The following is a 16,692-nucleotide window of genomic DNA, read 5'->3' on the forward strand; positions in this document are numbered from 1 at the left end:
TTTTTTGTGAGTGCTGCAATTAGGATGCCTGAAACTCAATCTGTTCCGCGTGGCCCCAGAATGCTTCGAGATTATAGAACTTGCGTTCTTCAGGCAGCAAGATATGGACAATCACGTCACCGTAATCTTGAAGTATCCAGATTCCCTCTGCTTTTCCTGCTGTTCGCACAGGTAAACGGTTCCATGCCTCTTCTACTTGCTGTTCAATCCACTGAGAGATTGCCCTGACCTGTACCCTAGAAAACCCGGTCACAATTACAAAGTAATCTGTGATGTAAGATACCTCTGAGACCGACAGAATCACCAGATCTGCACCCTTGCGGTCATCTGCTGCTTGAGCAACGGTTAATGCTAACCCATAGCTAGCATCCTGGTTTTCGGTATCAGGGGTTACTAAGGTGGAGGGCTTATTATTTTGATCTCTCATTAAGCGTTTAATTCCTCGCTTTACAAAACAATCTGTTCTAATAGTAATTAAGTTTTCTTGTGCTTAATCACTTGCTGTACAATTCTTTTCATTTCTTTTCGTTGCTTCTTCATTTGACACTCACACTGCTGTTGACGAAACGTTCCTTAAAGCTAGGCACATGGGACTTTAGGTATTTACACAATCTTTCTTACCGTCTCTTTTAGCTGTTGTCTTCCTGGACATCTGTTGAGCCCAGTTGCGAGTCAATATCATACGTTGGTGAATGGGACGAGGACTCTCTAGCAGGAATTTTAAAGAGTAGTCACAGGCTAACCAAACAGTTTTGTATAGGTCTTGCTTAGAGAGATTTCGTAAGGCTTGTAAATCCGGTGTCTCACCACGACCTGGCTCAATAGTATCAGCAATAAACACAACACAACTGAGGGGGGTCATACCCTCACGCCCTAAGGTATGGAGAGCGATCGCTTGCAATACTGCTTCATCTTTGACTCCAAATTGCTCTTGGGCAACAATAGCACTGACATCTGCATGCAATAAATGAGGCGCGGCTTCACAGACTGGATCGACTTCTATGCCGTTATCTCTAGCCATTTGCAACAAGCGCTCAGGCTTAAAGCATTTGGCTAGGTCGTGCAACAACCCTGCTTGAGCTGCCTGCTGAGCATTGAGATGATGAAGCTCAGCGAGTTCAACAGACATCTGTTCAACCCGCAATATATGCTGTAGCCGAGAAGACGGTACATTATCTGCTAACCAGGTCAACACCTGATCACGCATCACCTTAAAAAACTCCTAATAAGTAACACTGGCTAATTAGTGTTTAAGAAAAATTTAACAGTTTTTCTTTAGCTAGAGGATACTAACCCATACGTCTATTCAAACATTTTCTCAAGACTTTAGCAATAAAATGTTAAAGGAAAGGGAGTAGGGAATCGGGAGTCGGGAATCGGGAGTCGGGAATCGGGAGTCGGGAGTCGGGAGTCGGGAGTCGGGAACTTGACAACAAAAATTCTCACAATTCCTAAAGGTATTGCTATATAGGGGTTTTTAACTTAATGAGGTACACAGGATTTTTTCCCTGTTTCCTGTTATCTGTTCCCTGTTATCTGTTATCTGTTCCCTGTTCCCTAAAAGCTTAGGTGCGCTCTTACCATTAAGAATTAAATTCGCCAAGGTCAAGCGCACCTCAAAAATTTGTAGCTTACGTAATTGAAAATTGCTATAGTAATCATTTAGGATTGCTATAGCAAAAAAACCTTAGCTATCAGCTAAATCGGGAAAGACTTCTCGCACTGCTGGATGAACCAACTGGTGATTCTGGACATTAACGCCCTTGGCTAAAGCGGGATTATTTTCCAGAGTGCTCAACCCCTGATTGGCCAGACTGAGTACGTAGGGGAAAGTACTATTGTTTAGAGCCACAGTTGATGTGCAGGGAACAGCTCCAGGCATATTAGGCACCCCATAGTGAACCACACTCTCCTCGATATAAATGGGATTGGTATGGGATGTGGGTTGTAATGTTTCAATACAGCCTCCCTGATCCACAGCAACATCTACAATCACTGAGCCATTAACCATTTGTTTGACCAGAGAGCGCGGCACTAAAATGGGGGCGCGACGACCAGGGACTAACACTGCCCCAATCAGGAGGTCAGCATCAGTAACAGCTGCCTCAATTTCTGCTGAATTGCTGTAGAGGAGTTCCACTCTTGAGCCAAAGATGGTTTCTAAATAACTCAACCGTTGAACATTAATATCAAAAATCTGTACTCTCGCTCCCATCCCCACAGCTATTTTGGCGGCTTCTGTACCGACAACTCCGCCACCAAGAATTACCACCTTACCTGGTCTGACTCCGGGAATACCCCCCAACAGCACCCCTCTTCCCCCCTGCTGACGCTCCAGAAATCTGGCTCCAAATTGCACGGAAAGACGACCAGCAATGATGCTCATCGGGGTTAGCAGCGGTAGGGTGTGGTCTGGGAGTTCTACGGTTTCATATGCGATCGCAATCACCCCCGATTGCAGCAACTTCTCGGTTAAAGGGCGGTCAGCGGCTAAGTGTAGATAAGTAAACAACAGCTGTCCTTTTTGAAGCAAGGGATACTCTGGCTCTAAGGGTTCTTTGACTTTGACTACGAGTTCCCGATTCCAAGCCTCAGCAGCCTCTAAGACAATTTTGGCTCCCTGACGCTGATAGTCCTCATCGGTAAAGCCAGCACCAGTGCCAGCATTAGTTTCAACGAAAACTGTATGACCCGCTTCTTGTAAAACCCTGACACTACTGGGGGTTAATCCCACACGAAACTCTTGATCTTTCGTTTCTTTGGGAACACCTATTTCCATGCTTTTACCTCTTGGGATTACTGGTGCTGTATCTATATGTGATCTAAATGTTAAAATTAGTGAAGTTAAGTAACTCTACTATAGCTTGGCAACTTTTATCACTATGACGCAACCCCAACCCTCTAAAGTCCCTCAAGTCCAGTCACCTAAGTTTGGGTTTAATGATTACGCAGAACGCTTGAATGGTAGAGCTGCCATGATTGGTTTTATTTTGACTCTGGCAATTGAATACTTTACTGGTCAAGACTTATTAACCTGGTTAAGCTTACACTAAAACTAGTCGGAGAGTCGGTCAGTGGAAGAGTCGGTTAGAGAAAAAATCCCTTTAGCTACTGGCCTACTCCTGTAAGCTCAAACATAACTGCTCCCATCGTTTCAAAAATTAGCAAAATTGATCTTGAATTTCCCGGTTGCTCTGGGGATATCGAAGAATTATAGATATCAGATATATCTCAGTAACAGTATAGAAGTCCCCCAACTAAGTTATTGCTCTAGTTGGGCAGTTCTGGCCTATTCTGTTAAAAAAGAAGTAAATCTGTGAAATAGAGTAAGTAGTAAGCCGTGATAAATGCTTTATGGCATCGAGTGTTGAAGTCAGCTTATCGTAAAGAGCCAATCTCAGGCTTCATCGTGATTATCGGAGCGGTGGATGCTGTCATTGGTGGTGTAGGCGGACGCTGGTCATTATTCAGTTTTGGACTGATGATGGTGGGAATAGCAGTGGTAGTCCGTTGGTGGCAAAGCCAAAGTCAGCAAACTGAACTGGCTGAGCAACCTGTGGAGCGGTATCTTCCCCCCAGTTCTTCCCGTCCACCATTACCAATGTTGAGTGCTGTCAAGCGTCAAGCACCTCGACGTCAACCACCTCGATAGGTCAGGCTGTTTTAAGATCAAACTGTTCATCCCTAAGGGAATAGGGGAAACAAAGGGGAAAGCATAGTCAACAGTGGTCAGTTACCAATTACCAATTACCAATGATCTTGTCACCAATTCATCAGAGGACTGGCTCAAAATTGGTCAGGTAGCTAGTCATAGCGGGTTGCCCGTGAAGACCATTCGCTATTACGAAGAGATTGGTCTGCTTAGGCCAGTCACAACCCGCTCCCCTTCTGGCTATCGCCTGTTTACCAACCAGGTGCTGAATCGACTGGCTTTTATTAAACGCGCTCAATCCCTAGGACTTAGCCTTAGTGAGATTCAAGACATCCTCAAAATCCATGACTTTGGTGAGTTACCTTGTGGAGCAGTTAAGCAGCATCTACTGCTCAAAATTGAGGGAATCACTGAACAAATAGAAGCATTGGAACTACTAAAGTCCGAGTTGTTGGGTATAATCTCCGGTTGGCAAGAACATCCCCCTGACGCGGTGAAAAGTAAGACGATTTGCCCTAACCTTGGCCAATAGGCCACGCTACGCGAACAACAACCATGAAAAAAATACCGTTGGCGATTTTGGGAACTGTGCTCGGGATCATGACAGTGGTCACCAGTACCACCTACGCTAGGGAATCAAGACTGGGGCTAATGGTTGCAGCTATACCGGAAATGGCTTCATCCCAGGCTCAATCTTGGAGAACTCCTCAATTGGTGCGTACCATTACAGCCCATTCTACCGCTGTGGATGCTCTGTCATTTAGTCCTAGTGGGCGAGTGCTACTCAGTGGGGGGAGCAGGAGTGATGCCCATCTGAAATTATGGTGGCTGAAAACCGGTCGTGAAATTGATAGCCTGCGAGTACACCAAACCTCAGTGTCTGACATGGCTTTTAGTGCTGATGGGACAATTCTGGCTAGTGTCGGGGAGGATGGTGGGGTCAACTTGTGGCAATGGAATCAGCAAGACTACACAGGAGACTATACCCGTACTTTTCTAGGGCATAGAAGCAATTTGCTTTCCCTAGCTATGACCTCAGATAGTAAGGTGTTAGTGACTGGGGGATTGGATGGTATTCGGGTGTGGGACCTCAGAAACCAACGTCCCCTTTACACTCTGGCAAATTTTGATCATCCAACCTATTCCCTAGCGCTTCATCCCAAGGCCGAAACCTTGGTCAGTGGACTCAAAAATGGCACGATTAAAATTTGGAATCTGAACACAGGACAACCGCTTTACGTGATTCGAGCTCATCAAGGTATCACTAGTGCCCTAGCCTTTACCCCTAATGGTAGAACCCTAGTCAGCAGTGGTTATGACGGTAAGATTAGGGTCTGGGATACAAAGACTTGGCAGCTTAAGTATACCTTGGCCAAACATACTGGCAAAATTCGTGCGATCGCAATTAATCCAGTTAATGGCACAATTCTGGCTAGTGCTAGTCGTGATGGGGTTCGGTTGTGGAATTTGAACACTGGTAAGCAGATTGCTTGGTTGACTGGACATCAAGATTGGGTACAATCCGTTGCCTTTAGTCGGGATGGACGTTTACTGGCTACTGGGGGATTTGATCGGACGATAAACATTTGGCAGGCGAATACAACAGAGGTAGCAGTGACTCAGTAAGGGATTTGCTTGTCAAAACAATATCAATTACAGTAGCGTGGGCAAACTTCCATTATCTAGAATACTCAAAATAACTAAACTAGTTTTGCCCACCTTACAAGCTAAACAAGATCATGACAGATAAATCGAATAATCTTGCTATTATTCATTTCGATGGTGTCAGCAAAAGACGAACTAATCAGTCCGCCTGTGGTGCTATAATTCAGTATCAAGGTGAGGTTTATCCAGTGTCTCAATACGTAGGATTTACTACCCAAAACCAAACTGAGTATATGGGACTAATCCTTGGACTACAGAAGACTCTAAAGCTTGGAGCAAAACAAGCCAAAATCTATGGAGATTGCGAACTAGTAATTAACCAGCTCCATGGGGATTATATGGTTAAAAACAACAATTTGGTTAGCTTTCATACCCGAGCAAAAACCCTTCTTGATAAACTTGATTTCTACGAATTAATCTGGATTAACAAAACCCAAAACCTTGAAGCTGACCAGTTAGCTAATGACTGTATCGATTTGGAAAAGTCCTAGAAGTAAACGTAAGCATTCAGCTGACAGCTGTCAGCTGAATGCTTACCTCAGTTATCTTTTGATGCCTGCTCCTCTTGCAACAGTTGCTCTTTGGAATCTGCCCAGTAGGCAGCGTAAGTCCAAACTTCCTCGTTATCGTTTTCTTTGCTTTCTACTGACCATCGATAAATAGCTGATTTCGGCTCAACCCCAATTTCTATAAGCTTGGCACCCATATAGTACTCCATCTGGTTTTTGGTCATATACTTGACCCCAGTAGGCTCATTCTTTTTTACGGTTCGGGACATGAAAGCCTTGGTATGTTTTGCCATTTTGTTTCTGTTTTGGATTTGAATATTAAGAATTGCTGATGTCTTGCATCCGTTCTTGACTAATCTCTAGCAAGACTTAGACACAATTCTTAATATTCTAATGCTTGAAGCGAGAAAAGAGTTAGGTAAAGTACCCTACTTCCGGTATTTTCGGGCTGCGCAACGGCTGAACACCTAGTGATGGGATGGGCTTGATTGTTGCCAGACTTTGCTGCTGCTGTACCATGGGATTGACCTTTGGTCACGCTATAGGCATTGCCGACGCTGCGCGTTCGCGTAGCGTGGCCTACGGCCAAACGCGATTGACCTTTGGTCACGCTTCGCGATCGCATTAGTCGCATTAGTATGAAAAAAAGGATGAAGGTCAGCAGTTGCATTCAGACCAGTCTACCAAAGGCACTGCCAACGGCAATTGTGGCTTATCATCCAGTGGCCAGATCCCTCAGTGTTGAGGAACTAATCAACCGCAATTTCCATCACGAGTGAGGTGCACAGGATTTTTTTCCACTCCCTCCTTCTCGTGCGGTGAAACCACTACTAACAAAACTCTTCCCCCTACTCCCTACTCCCTACTCCCTACTCCCTACTCCCTACTCCCTAAAACCAATGTATCTGGGAAAATTGAACCTTAAGCCGGTCTACTGGCTCTTAGGGCTAATCTTGGCAGTCATCCTCCTATGGGCACTACCCAAGCCCTGGCACGCTGCCAGTTTATCCACTGACCCGAAAGTATTGCATGTCCTCAATCGTGTTAGTTTTGGTCCTCGCCCTGGGGACATCGAACGGGTGAAATCCATGGGGGTTGATGCCTATATTCAGTCCCAGCTTTCCCCAGAATCTATCCCTGAACCGCCACAACTGAGGAAACAACTCAATAATTTAGAAACCCTGGAACTGAATCCAGTGGAGGTATGGAAAGGCTATGCACCACCACAAGGTAAAAAGAAACGGCAGCTGAGTCAGCAACAGCGCAAGCAGGCTCAAAAGCGATCGCAAATACCTAGGCAGCAGGGATTGGAAGCCCGTTTAATCAGAGCGATCGCTAGCCCTCAACAGCTTCAGGAAGTAATGGTAGACTTCTGGTTCAACCACTTCAATGTTTTTGATAGCAAGGGATTAAATCGGATCTGGGTTAGTTCCTTTGAACAAGATGCCATTAGACCCCATGCCCTTGGTCGTTTTCGGGATTTGTTAGGTGCTACAGCTCACCATCCCGCCATGCTTTTCTATTTAGACAACCACCAAAACACTGCACCAGGAAGTCCAGGAGCTCGTGGTCGATACAAAGGGCTGAATGAAAACTATGCTCGGGAACTGATGGAACTCCACACCCTAGGAGTAGATGGTGGCTACACCCAAGAGGATGTAATTACCTTAGCGCGGATCTTGACTGGCTGGACTACTGACCGTGAGGGTAAGCACGGTGACAGTAGAGGATTTTATTTCCAAAGTAAGCGCCATGATTATAGTGATAAGATTTTGCTGGGTACACCGATTCCAGGTAGCGGCAGCCTAGAGGGAGAGCAAGCCCTAGATCTGCTGGCTCGTCATCCCTCCACCGCCCATTACATTAGCTACAAATTAGCCCAGTACTTTGTAGCTGATCAGCCACCAGCAAAGCTAGTAGACACTCTAGCCCAACGCTTTTTGAAGACCGATGGGGATATTCGTAAGGTTCTAGAAACCCTATTTCAAAGCCCTGAATTTTGGGATACTCAGTATTACAACAGTAAATTTAAATCCCCCTATCACTACATCATCTCAGCAGTGCGAGCTACAGGCAGTAAAAAGCCCAAATGGAAAACCCTCTCTGGTATTATCCGTCAGCTAGGAATGCCCATCTACGGCTGCCCAACTCCCAATGGCTACAAAAACACTGAGAAGGCTTGGCTCAGTCCAGATGGGATGATTCGCCGGGTCAGCTTTGCCACTGCATTAGCCAATGGTAATTTCGAGCAGCGTCAACCTAAAGAAAAGCGTAAACCTGTAGATGCTGTCCAACTCAGGAAAACCCTAGCCAATCACTTTTCTGACCAAACCAAAGAAGTCATCAACACTAGTCCAGCCAAGCTACGAGCCGCCTTGATTTTAGGCAGTCCAGAAATGATGTATCGGTAGTATCTTAGGGAACAGGGAATAGGGAATAGGGAACAGGGAATAGGGAATAGGGAATAGGGAATAGGGAGTAGGGAGTAGGGAGTAGGGAGTAGGGGTAAGAAAATTGACTGCACCTCATAAGTCTGAATAAGTCTGATAAACGCTATCTTTTTTGAAGAAAAACTGATTAATTATGACTTGTTATTTAAAATTTTTAAATCAATGTTTAAGTTGAAATTTGCAATTTTTATATAAGCTATTTAGAGAATTGAAAAATAGCTCATGAAACCAAATCCTGATTTATTATAATACCAAAAATTCCTTGAATCTCTTTCCTAACTCTTCCCAGATCCGCTGTTCCCAGATCCGCTGTTCCCTCTTCTTTATTACCGATTCCCGATTCCCGATTCCCGATTCCCGATTCCCTAAAAAAATCTACCTCACCTCATTGAAAACCGCTAGATAAAACCAACAATGAAAAGACGCAAATTATTAAAACAAGCTAGCTTCCTAACTGCTGGGGGAATGATCTCTATGGGGAGTTGGGTAGCCAGAGGATTAGCAAATACAGCAAATGCTAATCACCGTAAGCGACTGATTGTTATTTTCCTGCGGGGTGGCATAGATGGACTGAATGTAGTTGTGCCATACCAAGACGCTGATTACTACCAAGCGCGACCGAGAATTGCGATTCCTCGCACCGGGGAAAAAGGGGGAGTCTTGGATTTAGATGGTTACTTTGGCTTACATCCAGCTCTAGCTGATCTGATGCCTCTTTGGAAACAGAAAAGTTTAGCCTTTGTTCACGCCAGTGGTTCACCAGACTCCACTCGCTCCCATTTCGATGCTCAGGATTACATGGAAAGTGGCACCCCAGGGATTAAGAGTACAGATGATGGCTGGATGAATCGACTATTAGGGACAATTCCCAAGGAAATACCAACTCAAGCGGTGAATATGGGCACAACAACGCCACGGATTCTATCCGGTCAGATGCCAGTGGCTAATTTACCGATGGGGAGAAATTATAATCACAAGCTGCCTGTAGACCGTCCCCAAATTGATGCTGCTTTTGATCAGCTCTATCGTGGTAATGATGCGATTAATCTAGCTTATCAGGAAGGAAGTGAAGCACGGAAGATACTGCTGGCTGAGCTAAAGGAAGAAATGATGGCAGCTAACCGGGGAGCACGACCTTCCTCTAAATTTGTTGGTGATAGCCGCAAATTAGCCAAGCTGATGGTGGGGGATGCTAAGACCCAACTGGCATTTTTGGCCTTAGGTGGCTGGGATACCCATGTTAACCAGGGCCGTAGTCAAGGACAGCTGGCTCGAAAACTTAAGCCTCTCGGACTTGGGTTGGCTACTCTAGTCAAAGCCTTAGAACCGATTTATGCCGATACTGTGATTGTGGTGATGTCAGAATTTGGCCGTACCCTGGCAGAGAATGGTAACAAGGGTACTGACCATGGACACGGGAATGTGATCTGGGTCTTGGGTGGAGGAGTTCGCGGTGGTAAGGTCTATGGAGAGTGGCCCGGTTTGGCTGAATCCCAGTTGTATGAAAAACGGGACTTAGCAGTAACTACGGATTTTCGTGACGTGCTGATGCCTGTGCTCAGGGAACATATGGAGATTGGAGACTCGAATTTAGCCCAAATCTTTCCTGGTTTTAGGTCTAATCAGAATCTGGGGCTTCTGTAGGGAAACAGAAGTGTCGGGGGAGGGGAGTGCGATCGCACCTCAAGCAGCGTCGGCAATGCCTATAGCGTGACCTAAGGTCAATCGCGTTTTAGTTGATGCCTCGACAAACAGTGCGATCGCGAAGCGTGACCAAAGGTCAATCGCTTTTTAGTTATAGCAGTCGAAGTAAAGCTTAAGACATCTTCTGCTCCCTGCTCCGAACGCGCCCCGCGTGGCCTACGGCCTCAGTCCCTGCTCCCTTTCAACCAAAAGACTATGTCCTAAACTATACTTCCCTTGCTATAAAACCTCGACAAAGACTTCGTACGCTTTTTAGTGAAGCCTCGACAAAGAGTGCGTTCGCACCTCAAGCAGCGTCGGCAATGCCTATAGCGTGACCAAAGGTCAATCGCTTTTTAACTGGAGTTTAGACTAACTGGGGTTTCCCAAGAATGCGATCGCTAATCCAGAATGCGATCGCTAATCCAGAATGCGATCGCTAATCCAGAATGCGATCGCTAATCCAGAATGCGATCGCTAATCCAGAATGCGATCGCTAATCTAGAATGCGATCGCTAATCTAGAATGCGATCGCTAATCTAGAATGCGATCGCTAATCTAGAATGCGATCGCTAATCTAGAATGCGATCGCTCACCCAAGCAATAGTGTGCTCTGAGGGGGTTCCCTGGTCGCCCGAGGCTTTGTGAGTCACGACTATGGTCGTCCGGTAGTGCATCAGCAAAGTGTGGGTATGCCGCGCAAGTCATTCCAACTCCAAGGGGCGATCGCTAACCCAGACCTTTGTGCCGCCGTATTGCCAAAGCGACTATGAACCCAAATCCAATTGAAATAGCTGACTACCAACCTTACTGTTGCCAAGGTCTGCTCCCAGACCTTGGCAAATTTATTCTGTCGCCGATGCCCGAGACCCGTCTGCTGTCGGACAATCCCGTTAGTTCGCTCTAGTTGTTGGGTCTGCTCTTTACCGATGATGTGTCTTACTTGTGGAGGTAAAACTCGCGCTATATCCACCCCAATCATCAGTACGCCATTGTTGACAATCGGTTTTTCCTTCTGTATTCACTATTAATTCTTCGATGAATTGGTCAGTATGTTTACCTACTCTAGCTGCCAGAATTAAGCCCCTTGATGATGCTTGAGTCATTCCAATCCAACAGTCTCCTTCTTTCAATTCATTGGACTGACAGCGAAATTGTTTTTTTGGACAAATGACCAAAATTCATCACCGCTGATTTGTGAGGTTTCAATCTTCTGTACACGGGCATTATGAATCATTTGTCCAATCACCGTAGCTGCTCGCAGCAGGCGTTCCTACCGTATTGTAGGCGAGATTAGTCGTCCGACTGACTCCTCTCAAACTACTTCCCTCTGCATGAGCCTGTAGAACCGTGTGAATTGTTTCGGGTTCAATTTTTCGGCGATAGTAAAGAGTATCAAAAGTAGAAGTGAACGTTTGTTGGCACACTCGACAGTAGTACCGTTGGCTTCCCTTACTAGTTTTGACCTGTTTATGGGTCTTATGATGACCCCATAGATGGCATTCCATCATTCATAGGACTATTTTTGGACAAGATTCATCTTACCACTCCCACACTTCCGCATAGGCACTACCGAATTTTGCTCATGGGGTGCAACAAGTTTGTGGAGAGCAAGTGCGGGGGTCGGTGATTGAGCGAACATCAAAGGAATTTGAAACATTACCAAAACGATGGATCCTCGAACGGACATAAGGCTTGCTGAATCGATTTCGGCGTTTGAGCTGCATATTATGAATTGTACACAACCATTGCGTGAAGGGATGATTTACGGGGAGCTGATTCGTTTAATGACTCGCCGACTGGCTTGTTAAGGTTTTGTTTACAAATCAGCTCTTACTAGACGATCCTTCTCCCCTGATCTTGTGTCTTATCCAAGATTAGGATAGGCAGCAGTCTGAAATAATCCGGAAAATGTCTGAAGCAACCCGCTCCCAACCATAATACTTTTCACCCAGATGGCGTCCGTATCGACCCATTTGTTCAGCTAACTCTCTATTGGACAGTAAATAGTTAATTGCTCCTGCAAAGGCATCGGGATTCTCATAGTCACTGATCAAGAGACCGTTCATATCTGGGATGACTACTTCTGGGTTTCCTCCTCGCATTGTGGTAACTATACAAAGACCTGTTGCCATTGCTTCATAATGAACTCGTGCTAAAGGTTCTTGCCATTGAGATGCACAAACAAAGATGTCACCCATGAGGAAGTACTTCTGGACTTTTGCAGGTGGAATAAAGCCAGTAAAGTAAATTGATTCTTCATAGGTTTTTCCTTGTTCTTTCAGTTGACGAACATATTTATTTTCCTCGTTATGGCCGTACCATTTGCTACCCACCATAAGAAGAAATGTTGATGGGTGTTGTTCTAGAATTTGGGGTAGGGCAGAAATCAGGATATGGGGTCCTTTCTTAATACTTAATCGACCTACATAGACAACGATTTTGCGATCGGTCAATCTGTGAGAACTTAGCAATTTTTGGCGACGTCTAGATCCTTCCGGTGACCATCGGGACTGAAACTTCTCTAAGTCAACGCCTGCATGTACGGGGTGAAGTTTATGTCGGTATTCAGGGAAGAGATCGGCAATTCCATCAGCAATAAATTTGCTGACTGTTATGACTCCTCTAACCTTCTCTAGACAACTCTTAGCAACCTCAGGTTTAATCTTGTCCTCATGAAACATTTCATTGTGCATGCTCAGGATAAACTGACTACTAGGGCTAGCAGCAGCAATAGAGGGTAAGTATTTAGGGCGATTGTAAAGAATGACTAAATCGAACCTTTCCTCAGCTGCAAATTTAGCAGCTGCTTGGTAGTAAGCCTCAATATCACCTGTCGGGAAGCGCTGGTAGCTGACTCCATTCAGCACATGTTGATTGGGCAAATCTGAATCAGTGACAGAAAAAACACTAACGTCATGAAACTTGCTTAGATAAGGTAGTATTCCGTCAATATAAGTCTGGATTGCACCTCCTCGAATACATGGAACAGGAAGCTTCTCAGTGCAGATTAAGAGGATCCTCACTACTTTGACCTCATAACTTCTCAAATTTGATTACTTTTCTCTGACGACATGATTACTCAGCTATTTGCTGTCCTTAATTTAGGGGTATTGCAAACCTGGTTTTCAGTTCGCTTAGAGTGGTAGCTTGGTTAGACGTTGGACACAACGACTTCTTCACCAAACTTAGTGGTGACGGGAGCATCCCATTTTGGAAACAATATTACCCAAAGCAACGATATTTCAAGGGTTTCAGCCCCCTAAAAAGAGCTAACGTGCCAAATTGGGATGCTCCCGTGGTGACTGCTGATAGCGGGACGCAATCTGCAACCTGATTTTGGGTTTTGTCGAACATCCAAACCTTGAGATCAATCAATGCTTACTAATCCATAATACAGTGTGTTTGATTTTTTTACACGCTAAATATGGATTTTATTGCCTTGATTCTCAATGTTATTGTGCCCCCAATGATTTTAGATCACGACTTACCTAAAGACACCAGATATCGATTAGATTCTGAGCAGAATCAATTCATAACTAAAGAAGGTTTTTTAAGTTCTTTAGTTAAATATGAAGATAAACTTTGGTTCTTAATTTTATCAACTGTACATTGATTCAAGTAAGCTAGTATTTTCAGGAAATTCCACACCAAAATAGCACAAGCAATAGGATTTATTTGCAGGGTAATCGCATTTAAATTTGTCAACTGGGTATCAAAAACCTAGGACAGTTTTAAATCATACCTTAATCCCTTCTTCGGCTCATGAAAGCGTCATAAAGAGTTGGCACAATAGGTATGATTATTGGCAGGGTAAGGACGTGCTTCGTAGTAGTTTCCTCTGGCTCTATGGTTCAATTCTCCCAGCACTGGTCGAGCGGTCTCTAACTAGCATAGTTGCCGAGCAACACTTTGAGCAGCATTGTCATTGTCCATAGCCGCACGAAGCGCGTTTCATGGCAAGACTTTGCTTTGACGGTTCTCGTTTGAGTAAATTGAGCGACTTGCGTCGCAAAAGCCCCATATAATCCTGTCCATGTCCGGTACGAAGACGGCTGTGGTCTTCCCTAAATGTGACATCGTTCCACCCAAGGTCGGCTATGTTCAATCCCCCAATGGGAGCGGATTGCCCTTGCCAAAATGGTGGCATCAACTCTATCGCTAGTGATGTAAAAACAGACCTCTGTAGTTGTTTTGTTCCAGAGTTGACCAAATCGTTTCACCATCACTACACAGGTCTTGCCCTTCCATTTCGACCGATGGGGCAAATCGGGTACTTGAGTGATGGGCACTACCCAGACTTGCCGATGTTCAATGGGATGATGGCCAGCTTCTGTAGACTCGTCATAGCTAAACTCAATGCCCTCCCACTGGGTTGTCTGTGCCGCCTTAAAGAAAGCCTCCACTCCCAAGTGGAGTTAATCTTGATTCCCTTTGAGTGCCAGGATATAGTCTCCACCGACCGTAAGGATTTGGGCGGCAATATTGCGCTGGGTACCCATGGCATCTAGGGTAATAATTGCACCTTGAATATCCAGTAGGTTCAGCACCACGGGAATGGCTGTGATCTCATTTGATTTGCTCTCCACCCGTTGTTGAGCTAACACCAGATGATGTTCACTCGCCCAGTCACTCACCGTATGTAAGGCTTTGAGTTGCTTTTCCCGATCGTAGGAACCCCGAGCCGTTTTACCATCAATATTGATCAGCTTAATCTCTAGCTGGTTGGTAATCTGCTCCACCCAACTATTGAAGCATTCATGCAACTGAGTTGGGTCAATCAATGCCAAGACTCTCGAAAAGGTATCGTGAGATGGAATACCATGGGGCAATTCCAAAAACGTCTCTAACCATTGCTGTTTCGCTTTGCCATAGGTAATTGCTACCATATTATCTGCCCCAGACAGCACCGCCAAGATGGCGATGGTCACAAGATCTACAAGTTTATGCTTGGGTTCCCGTTTGACTCTCGGGTCATCCAATGCCTCAAACTGATTAATCACGCTATGTTTGAGCTGTTTCATCTGAGTTGAAAGGGGGGATGGGGTGGGAGTACTAAAATCAATAGACATCAGGGCCGTTGAGAATGTGAACAGACTGATTTAATCTCTATCCAATTTCCTTGATTCTGGAGAAATTGTCTAGTCTGAATTGAGCCAAAGCAAACCTCTGCGCCAACGTCTATTTTGTCAAGTACAATTTATACAAAATAGCTGGGATTACCCTGGATTTATTTGGATTCGAGATTTACGACACTGACAAGATTGTATGCCAGTCAATGTCTTGATGCAATAGCGAGTGGTTTGGGGAGCATCCCAATTTGGCACGTTAGCTCTTTTTAGGGGGCTGAAACCCTTGAAATATCGTTGCTTTGGGTAATATTGTTTCCAAAATGGGATGCTCCCGTGGTTTGAAGTTACCGTAAGAGAGTGGAGCCTTATTAAAAAATATTTAACCCTTTTTTGCATAACCTGCCGACATTAAAGGCTCCACTCTCTAAGGTTTCGTCTCCGGGGAAACCACGGCAATAGCGAGTGGGGGAGACCCCCACCTCATAAGGGTAGGTTTTTTACAAAGACCTCAGGTGTGGGGTGTGGGGCGTGGGGTGTGGGGTGTCTCATAAGGGTAGGTTTTTAACAAAGACGTGAGCTGTGGGGTGTGGGGTGTGGGGTGTGGGGTGTGGGGGATAAGAAAATATACTTAATTTGTCGTTAAAAATCATCATTGTCTTGATGCAATAGCGAGTGGGGGAAACCCCCAAGACAGCGCTGCATCGCTTCTTCAGGTGCGACCCGTGGCGAATTTAATTCGCCAAGGTCAAGCGCACCTAAGTTGTTTTCCTTTTCCTCTCCCTCTGGGTCGCCCCATGTTTTACCCTAATGTAAAAAACCTACCCCTGTGAGTCCTCTGGGACGGGAGAGGTCAACTAAGCGTGGAGAAGGAGTAAGACCAAAACTTGGACGTCCGTCTAAGTTGAGGTGCGACCCGTGGCGAATTTAATTCGCCGAACGCGCCCCGCGTCTCCTACGGAGAACGGAAAGCGCACCTTCGGCATTCTTCCGTGTTCCCGTAGCGTGGCCTACGGCCAAGCTAGAAACCCCAACTTACTTCGTTTAAGTAAGTTGGGGTAGTTCACGGGTCTACTTGAACATGACCAGTACAATAATTAGAGGTTCCTATTTATCTTCAATTAACCTGGTTCGATGGGGCATAAAGCCCCCGATGCAGATTCATTGAAGTAATCAATAACAATAGCTTTGCCAAAGGAGGAACTCAATCTTGGGTTAAAGTCAAGCGGACTTGAGTTAGCAACTCAGTTTACCCCTGAAAAACAAATCTACGAAGCCCATGACAGAAATTCGTATTGCTCCTCAGATCGATTAGAAACTTACCAATCTTTCTCGCTTTTCTTCTTCACCACAACAATTACTGGTTGAGCATTTTCTGCAACCTCACCACTCTCTTTCAATTCTCCAATGACTTTAGCAATCCTCTTAAAAAGCTTACCCTCACCATATTGCAAATCCTTAATATCATCCTTCTTTGCCGATCCCATTTCTAGGATAATGGTGTTTTCTTTCTGAAGTGTACTCATGGAAGTTCTCCTAACTAAATTTTAGCAAGCTTTATCAAAAGTTAGATCGTGCCCAGCTCCGCCCTTGTAAAAAACTTCAAAGTGATGTAATGAACATTCCAAAAACTTTTGAAGAACTCAAATCCTTTTTGGATTCAA

General features: G+C 45.1%; 17 protein-coding genes and 2 pseudogenes. 9 read left to right on the forward strand and 10 right to left on the reverse strand.

All coding sequences use genetic code 11. The features are described 5' to 3' along the window. Positions 1 to 19: 19 nt before the first annotated feature. The 3 genes from rsfS to ald all read right to left on the reverse strand — a co-directional run bounded on the left by rsfS (position 20) and on the right by ald (position 2,779). Positions 20 to 427 (reverse strand): ribosome silencing factor, encoded by a 408-nt coding sequence (gene rsfS / locus LYNGBM3L_RS06235; RefSeq protein ID WP_008180411.1) that lies wholly within the window; start codon positions 425 to 427, stop codon positions 20 to 22. A 168-nt stretch (positions 428 to 595) separates the two neighbouring features. Beyond that, entirely contained in the window at positions 596 to 1,207 is a 612-nt protein-coding gene (yqeK, locus tag LYNGBM3L_RS06240; RefSeq protein ID WP_008180412.1) for a bis(5'-nucleosyl)-tetraphosphatase (symmetrical) YqeK, read from the reverse strand. Between the two features lie 480 nt (positions 1,208 to 1,687). Beyond that, positions 1,688 to 2,779 (reverse strand): alanine dehydrogenase, encoded by a 1,092-nt coding sequence (gene ald / locus LYNGBM3L_RS06245; protein WP_008180414.1) that lies wholly within the window; start codon positions 2,777 to 2,779, stop codon positions 1,688 to 1,690. Positions 2,780 to 2,882: 103 nt separating this feature from the next. On the opposite strand from ald, the gene LYNGBM3L_RS45460 reads away from it, so the two are divergent. From LYNGBM3L_RS45460 to LYNGBM3L_RS06270, 5 genes are all read left to right on the forward strand, one after another. Then, a complete protein-coding gene (locus tag LYNGBM3L_RS45460; RefSeq protein ID WP_008180417.1) occupies positions 2,883 to 3,053 on the forward strand; it encodes a CAB/ELIP/HLIP family chlorophyll-binding protein in 171 nt (56 codons plus the stop codon). 290 nt (positions 3,054 to 3,343) lie between these two features. Continuing rightward, entirely contained in the window at positions 3,344 to 3,652 is a 309-nt protein-coding gene (locus LYNGBM3L_RS06255) for a hypothetical protein (RefSeq protein WP_044492372.1), read from the forward strand. A 73-nt stretch (positions 3,653 to 3,725) separates the two neighbouring features. Beyond that, positions 3,726 to 4,184 carry a heavy metal-responsive transcriptional regulator gene (locus LYNGBM3L_RS06260; protein ID WP_008180422.1) on the forward strand — a complete coding sequence of 153 codons (459 nt, stop codon included), beginning with the start codon at positions 3,726 to 3,728 and terminating at the stop codon, positions 4,182 to 4,184. Between the two features lie 23 nt (positions 4,185 to 4,207). Further along, positions 4,208 to 5,278 carry a WD40 repeat domain-containing protein gene (locus LYNGBM3L_RS06265; protein WP_008180424.1) on the forward strand — a complete coding sequence of 357 codons (1,071 nt, stop codon included), beginning with the start codon at positions 4,208 to 4,210 and terminating at the stop codon, positions 5,276 to 5,278. Between the two features lie 113 nt (positions 5,279 to 5,391). Further along, on the forward strand, positions 5,392 to 5,808 hold the full coding sequence (locus LYNGBM3L_RS06270) for a ribonuclease HI family protein (RefSeq protein ID WP_008180426.1): 417 nt from the start codon (positions 5,392 to 5,394) through the stop codon (positions 5,806 to 5,808). A 47-nt stretch (positions 5,809 to 5,855) separates the two neighbouring features. Here the strand turns inward: LYNGBM3L_RS06270 and LYNGBM3L_RS06275 are convergent, their stop codons facing one another. Together LYNGBM3L_RS06275 and LYNGBM3L_RS39855 are read right to left on the reverse strand one after the other, a co-directional pair. After that, complete coding sequence (locus LYNGBM3L_RS06275) at positions 5,856 to 6,119, reverse strand: hypothetical protein (protein ID WP_008180428.1); 264 nt, start codon at positions 6,117 to 6,119, stop codon at positions 5,856 to 5,858. Between the two features lie 89 nt (positions 6,120 to 6,208). Next, on the reverse strand, positions 6,209 to 6,451 hold the full coding sequence (locus tag LYNGBM3L_RS39855; protein WP_143764194.1) for a hypothetical protein: 243 nt from the start codon (positions 6,449 to 6,451) through the stop codon (positions 6,209 to 6,211). 13 nt (positions 6,452 to 6,464) lie between these two features. Here LYNGBM3L_RS39855 and LYNGBM3L_RS42915 point away from each other — a divergent pair, with 13 nt between their 5' ends. The 4 genes from LYNGBM3L_RS42915 (at position 6,465) to LYNGBM3L_RS06285 (ending at position 9,920) form a co-directional block, all read left to right on the forward strand. Continuing rightward, positions 6,465 to 6,605, forward strand: coding sequence for a hypothetical protein (locus LYNGBM3L_RS42915; protein WP_154659691.1), 141 nt, complete (start codon positions 6,465 to 6,467; stop codon positions 6,603 to 6,605). A 120-nt stretch (positions 6,606 to 6,725) separates the two neighbouring features. Continuing rightward, complete coding sequence (locus LYNGBM3L_RS06280; RefSeq protein WP_008180432.1) at positions 6,726 to 8,237, forward strand: DUF1800 domain-containing protein; 1,512 nt, start codon at positions 6,726 to 6,728, stop codon at positions 8,235 to 8,237. Positions 8,238 to 8,538: 301 nt separating this feature from the next. After that, entirely contained in the window at positions 8,539 to 8,682 is a 144-nt protein-coding gene (locus LYNGBM3L_RS42920) for a hypothetical protein (protein WP_154659692.1), read from the forward strand. A gap of 8 nt (positions 8,683 to 8,690) precedes the next feature. After that, positions 8,691 to 9,920: a DUF1501 domain-containing protein gene (locus LYNGBM3L_RS06285; RefSeq protein WP_008180434.1), complete on the forward strand. Its 1,230-nt coding sequence runs from the start codon at positions 8,691 to 8,693 to the stop codon at positions 9,918 to 9,920. 597 nt (positions 9,921 to 10,517) lie between these two features. On the opposite strand, the gene LYNGBM3L_RS45465 is transcribed toward LYNGBM3L_RS06285, so the two are convergent. The 5 genes and pseudogenes from LYNGBM3L_RS45465 to LYNGBM3L_RS06310 form a co-directional block, all read right to left on the reverse strand. Next, entirely contained in the window at positions 10,518 to 10,667 is a 150-nt protein-coding gene (locus LYNGBM3L_RS45465; RefSeq protein WP_154659693.1) for a hypothetical protein, read from the reverse strand. Beyond that, positions 10,636 to 11,470 (reverse strand): annotated as a pseudogene (locus tag LYNGBM3L_RS37950) (IS1 family transposase). Before LYNGBM3L_RS37950 ends, LYNGBM3L_RS45465 begins: the two are co-directional and overlap by 32 nt. A 366-nt stretch (positions 11,471 to 11,836) precedes the next feature. Further along, positions 11,837 to 12,985 carry a glycosyltransferase family 4 protein gene (locus LYNGBM3L_RS06295; RefSeq protein WP_044492374.1) on the reverse strand — a complete coding sequence of 383 codons (1,149 nt, stop codon included), beginning with the start codon at positions 12,983 to 12,985 and terminating at the stop codon, positions 11,837 to 11,839. Positions 12,986 to 14,026: 1,041 nt separating this feature from the next. Then, positions 14,027 to 15,031: pseudogene (locus LYNGBM3L_RS47025) on the reverse strand (ISAs1 family transposase). A gap of 1,316 nt (positions 15,032 to 16,347) precedes the next feature. Then, positions 16,348 to 16,554: a DUF6200 domain-containing protein gene (locus LYNGBM3L_RS06310; protein WP_008180448.1), complete on the reverse strand. Its 207-nt coding sequence runs from the start codon at positions 16,552 to 16,554 to the stop codon at positions 16,348 to 16,350. Positions 16,555 to 16,692 lie beyond the last annotated feature (138 nt).

The organism is Moorena producens 3L, assembly GCF_000211815.1.
In the GTDB taxonomy this organism is placed as follows: Bacteria; Cyanobacteriota; Cyanobacteriia; order Cyanobacteriales; family Coleofasciculaceae; genus Moorena; species Moorena producens.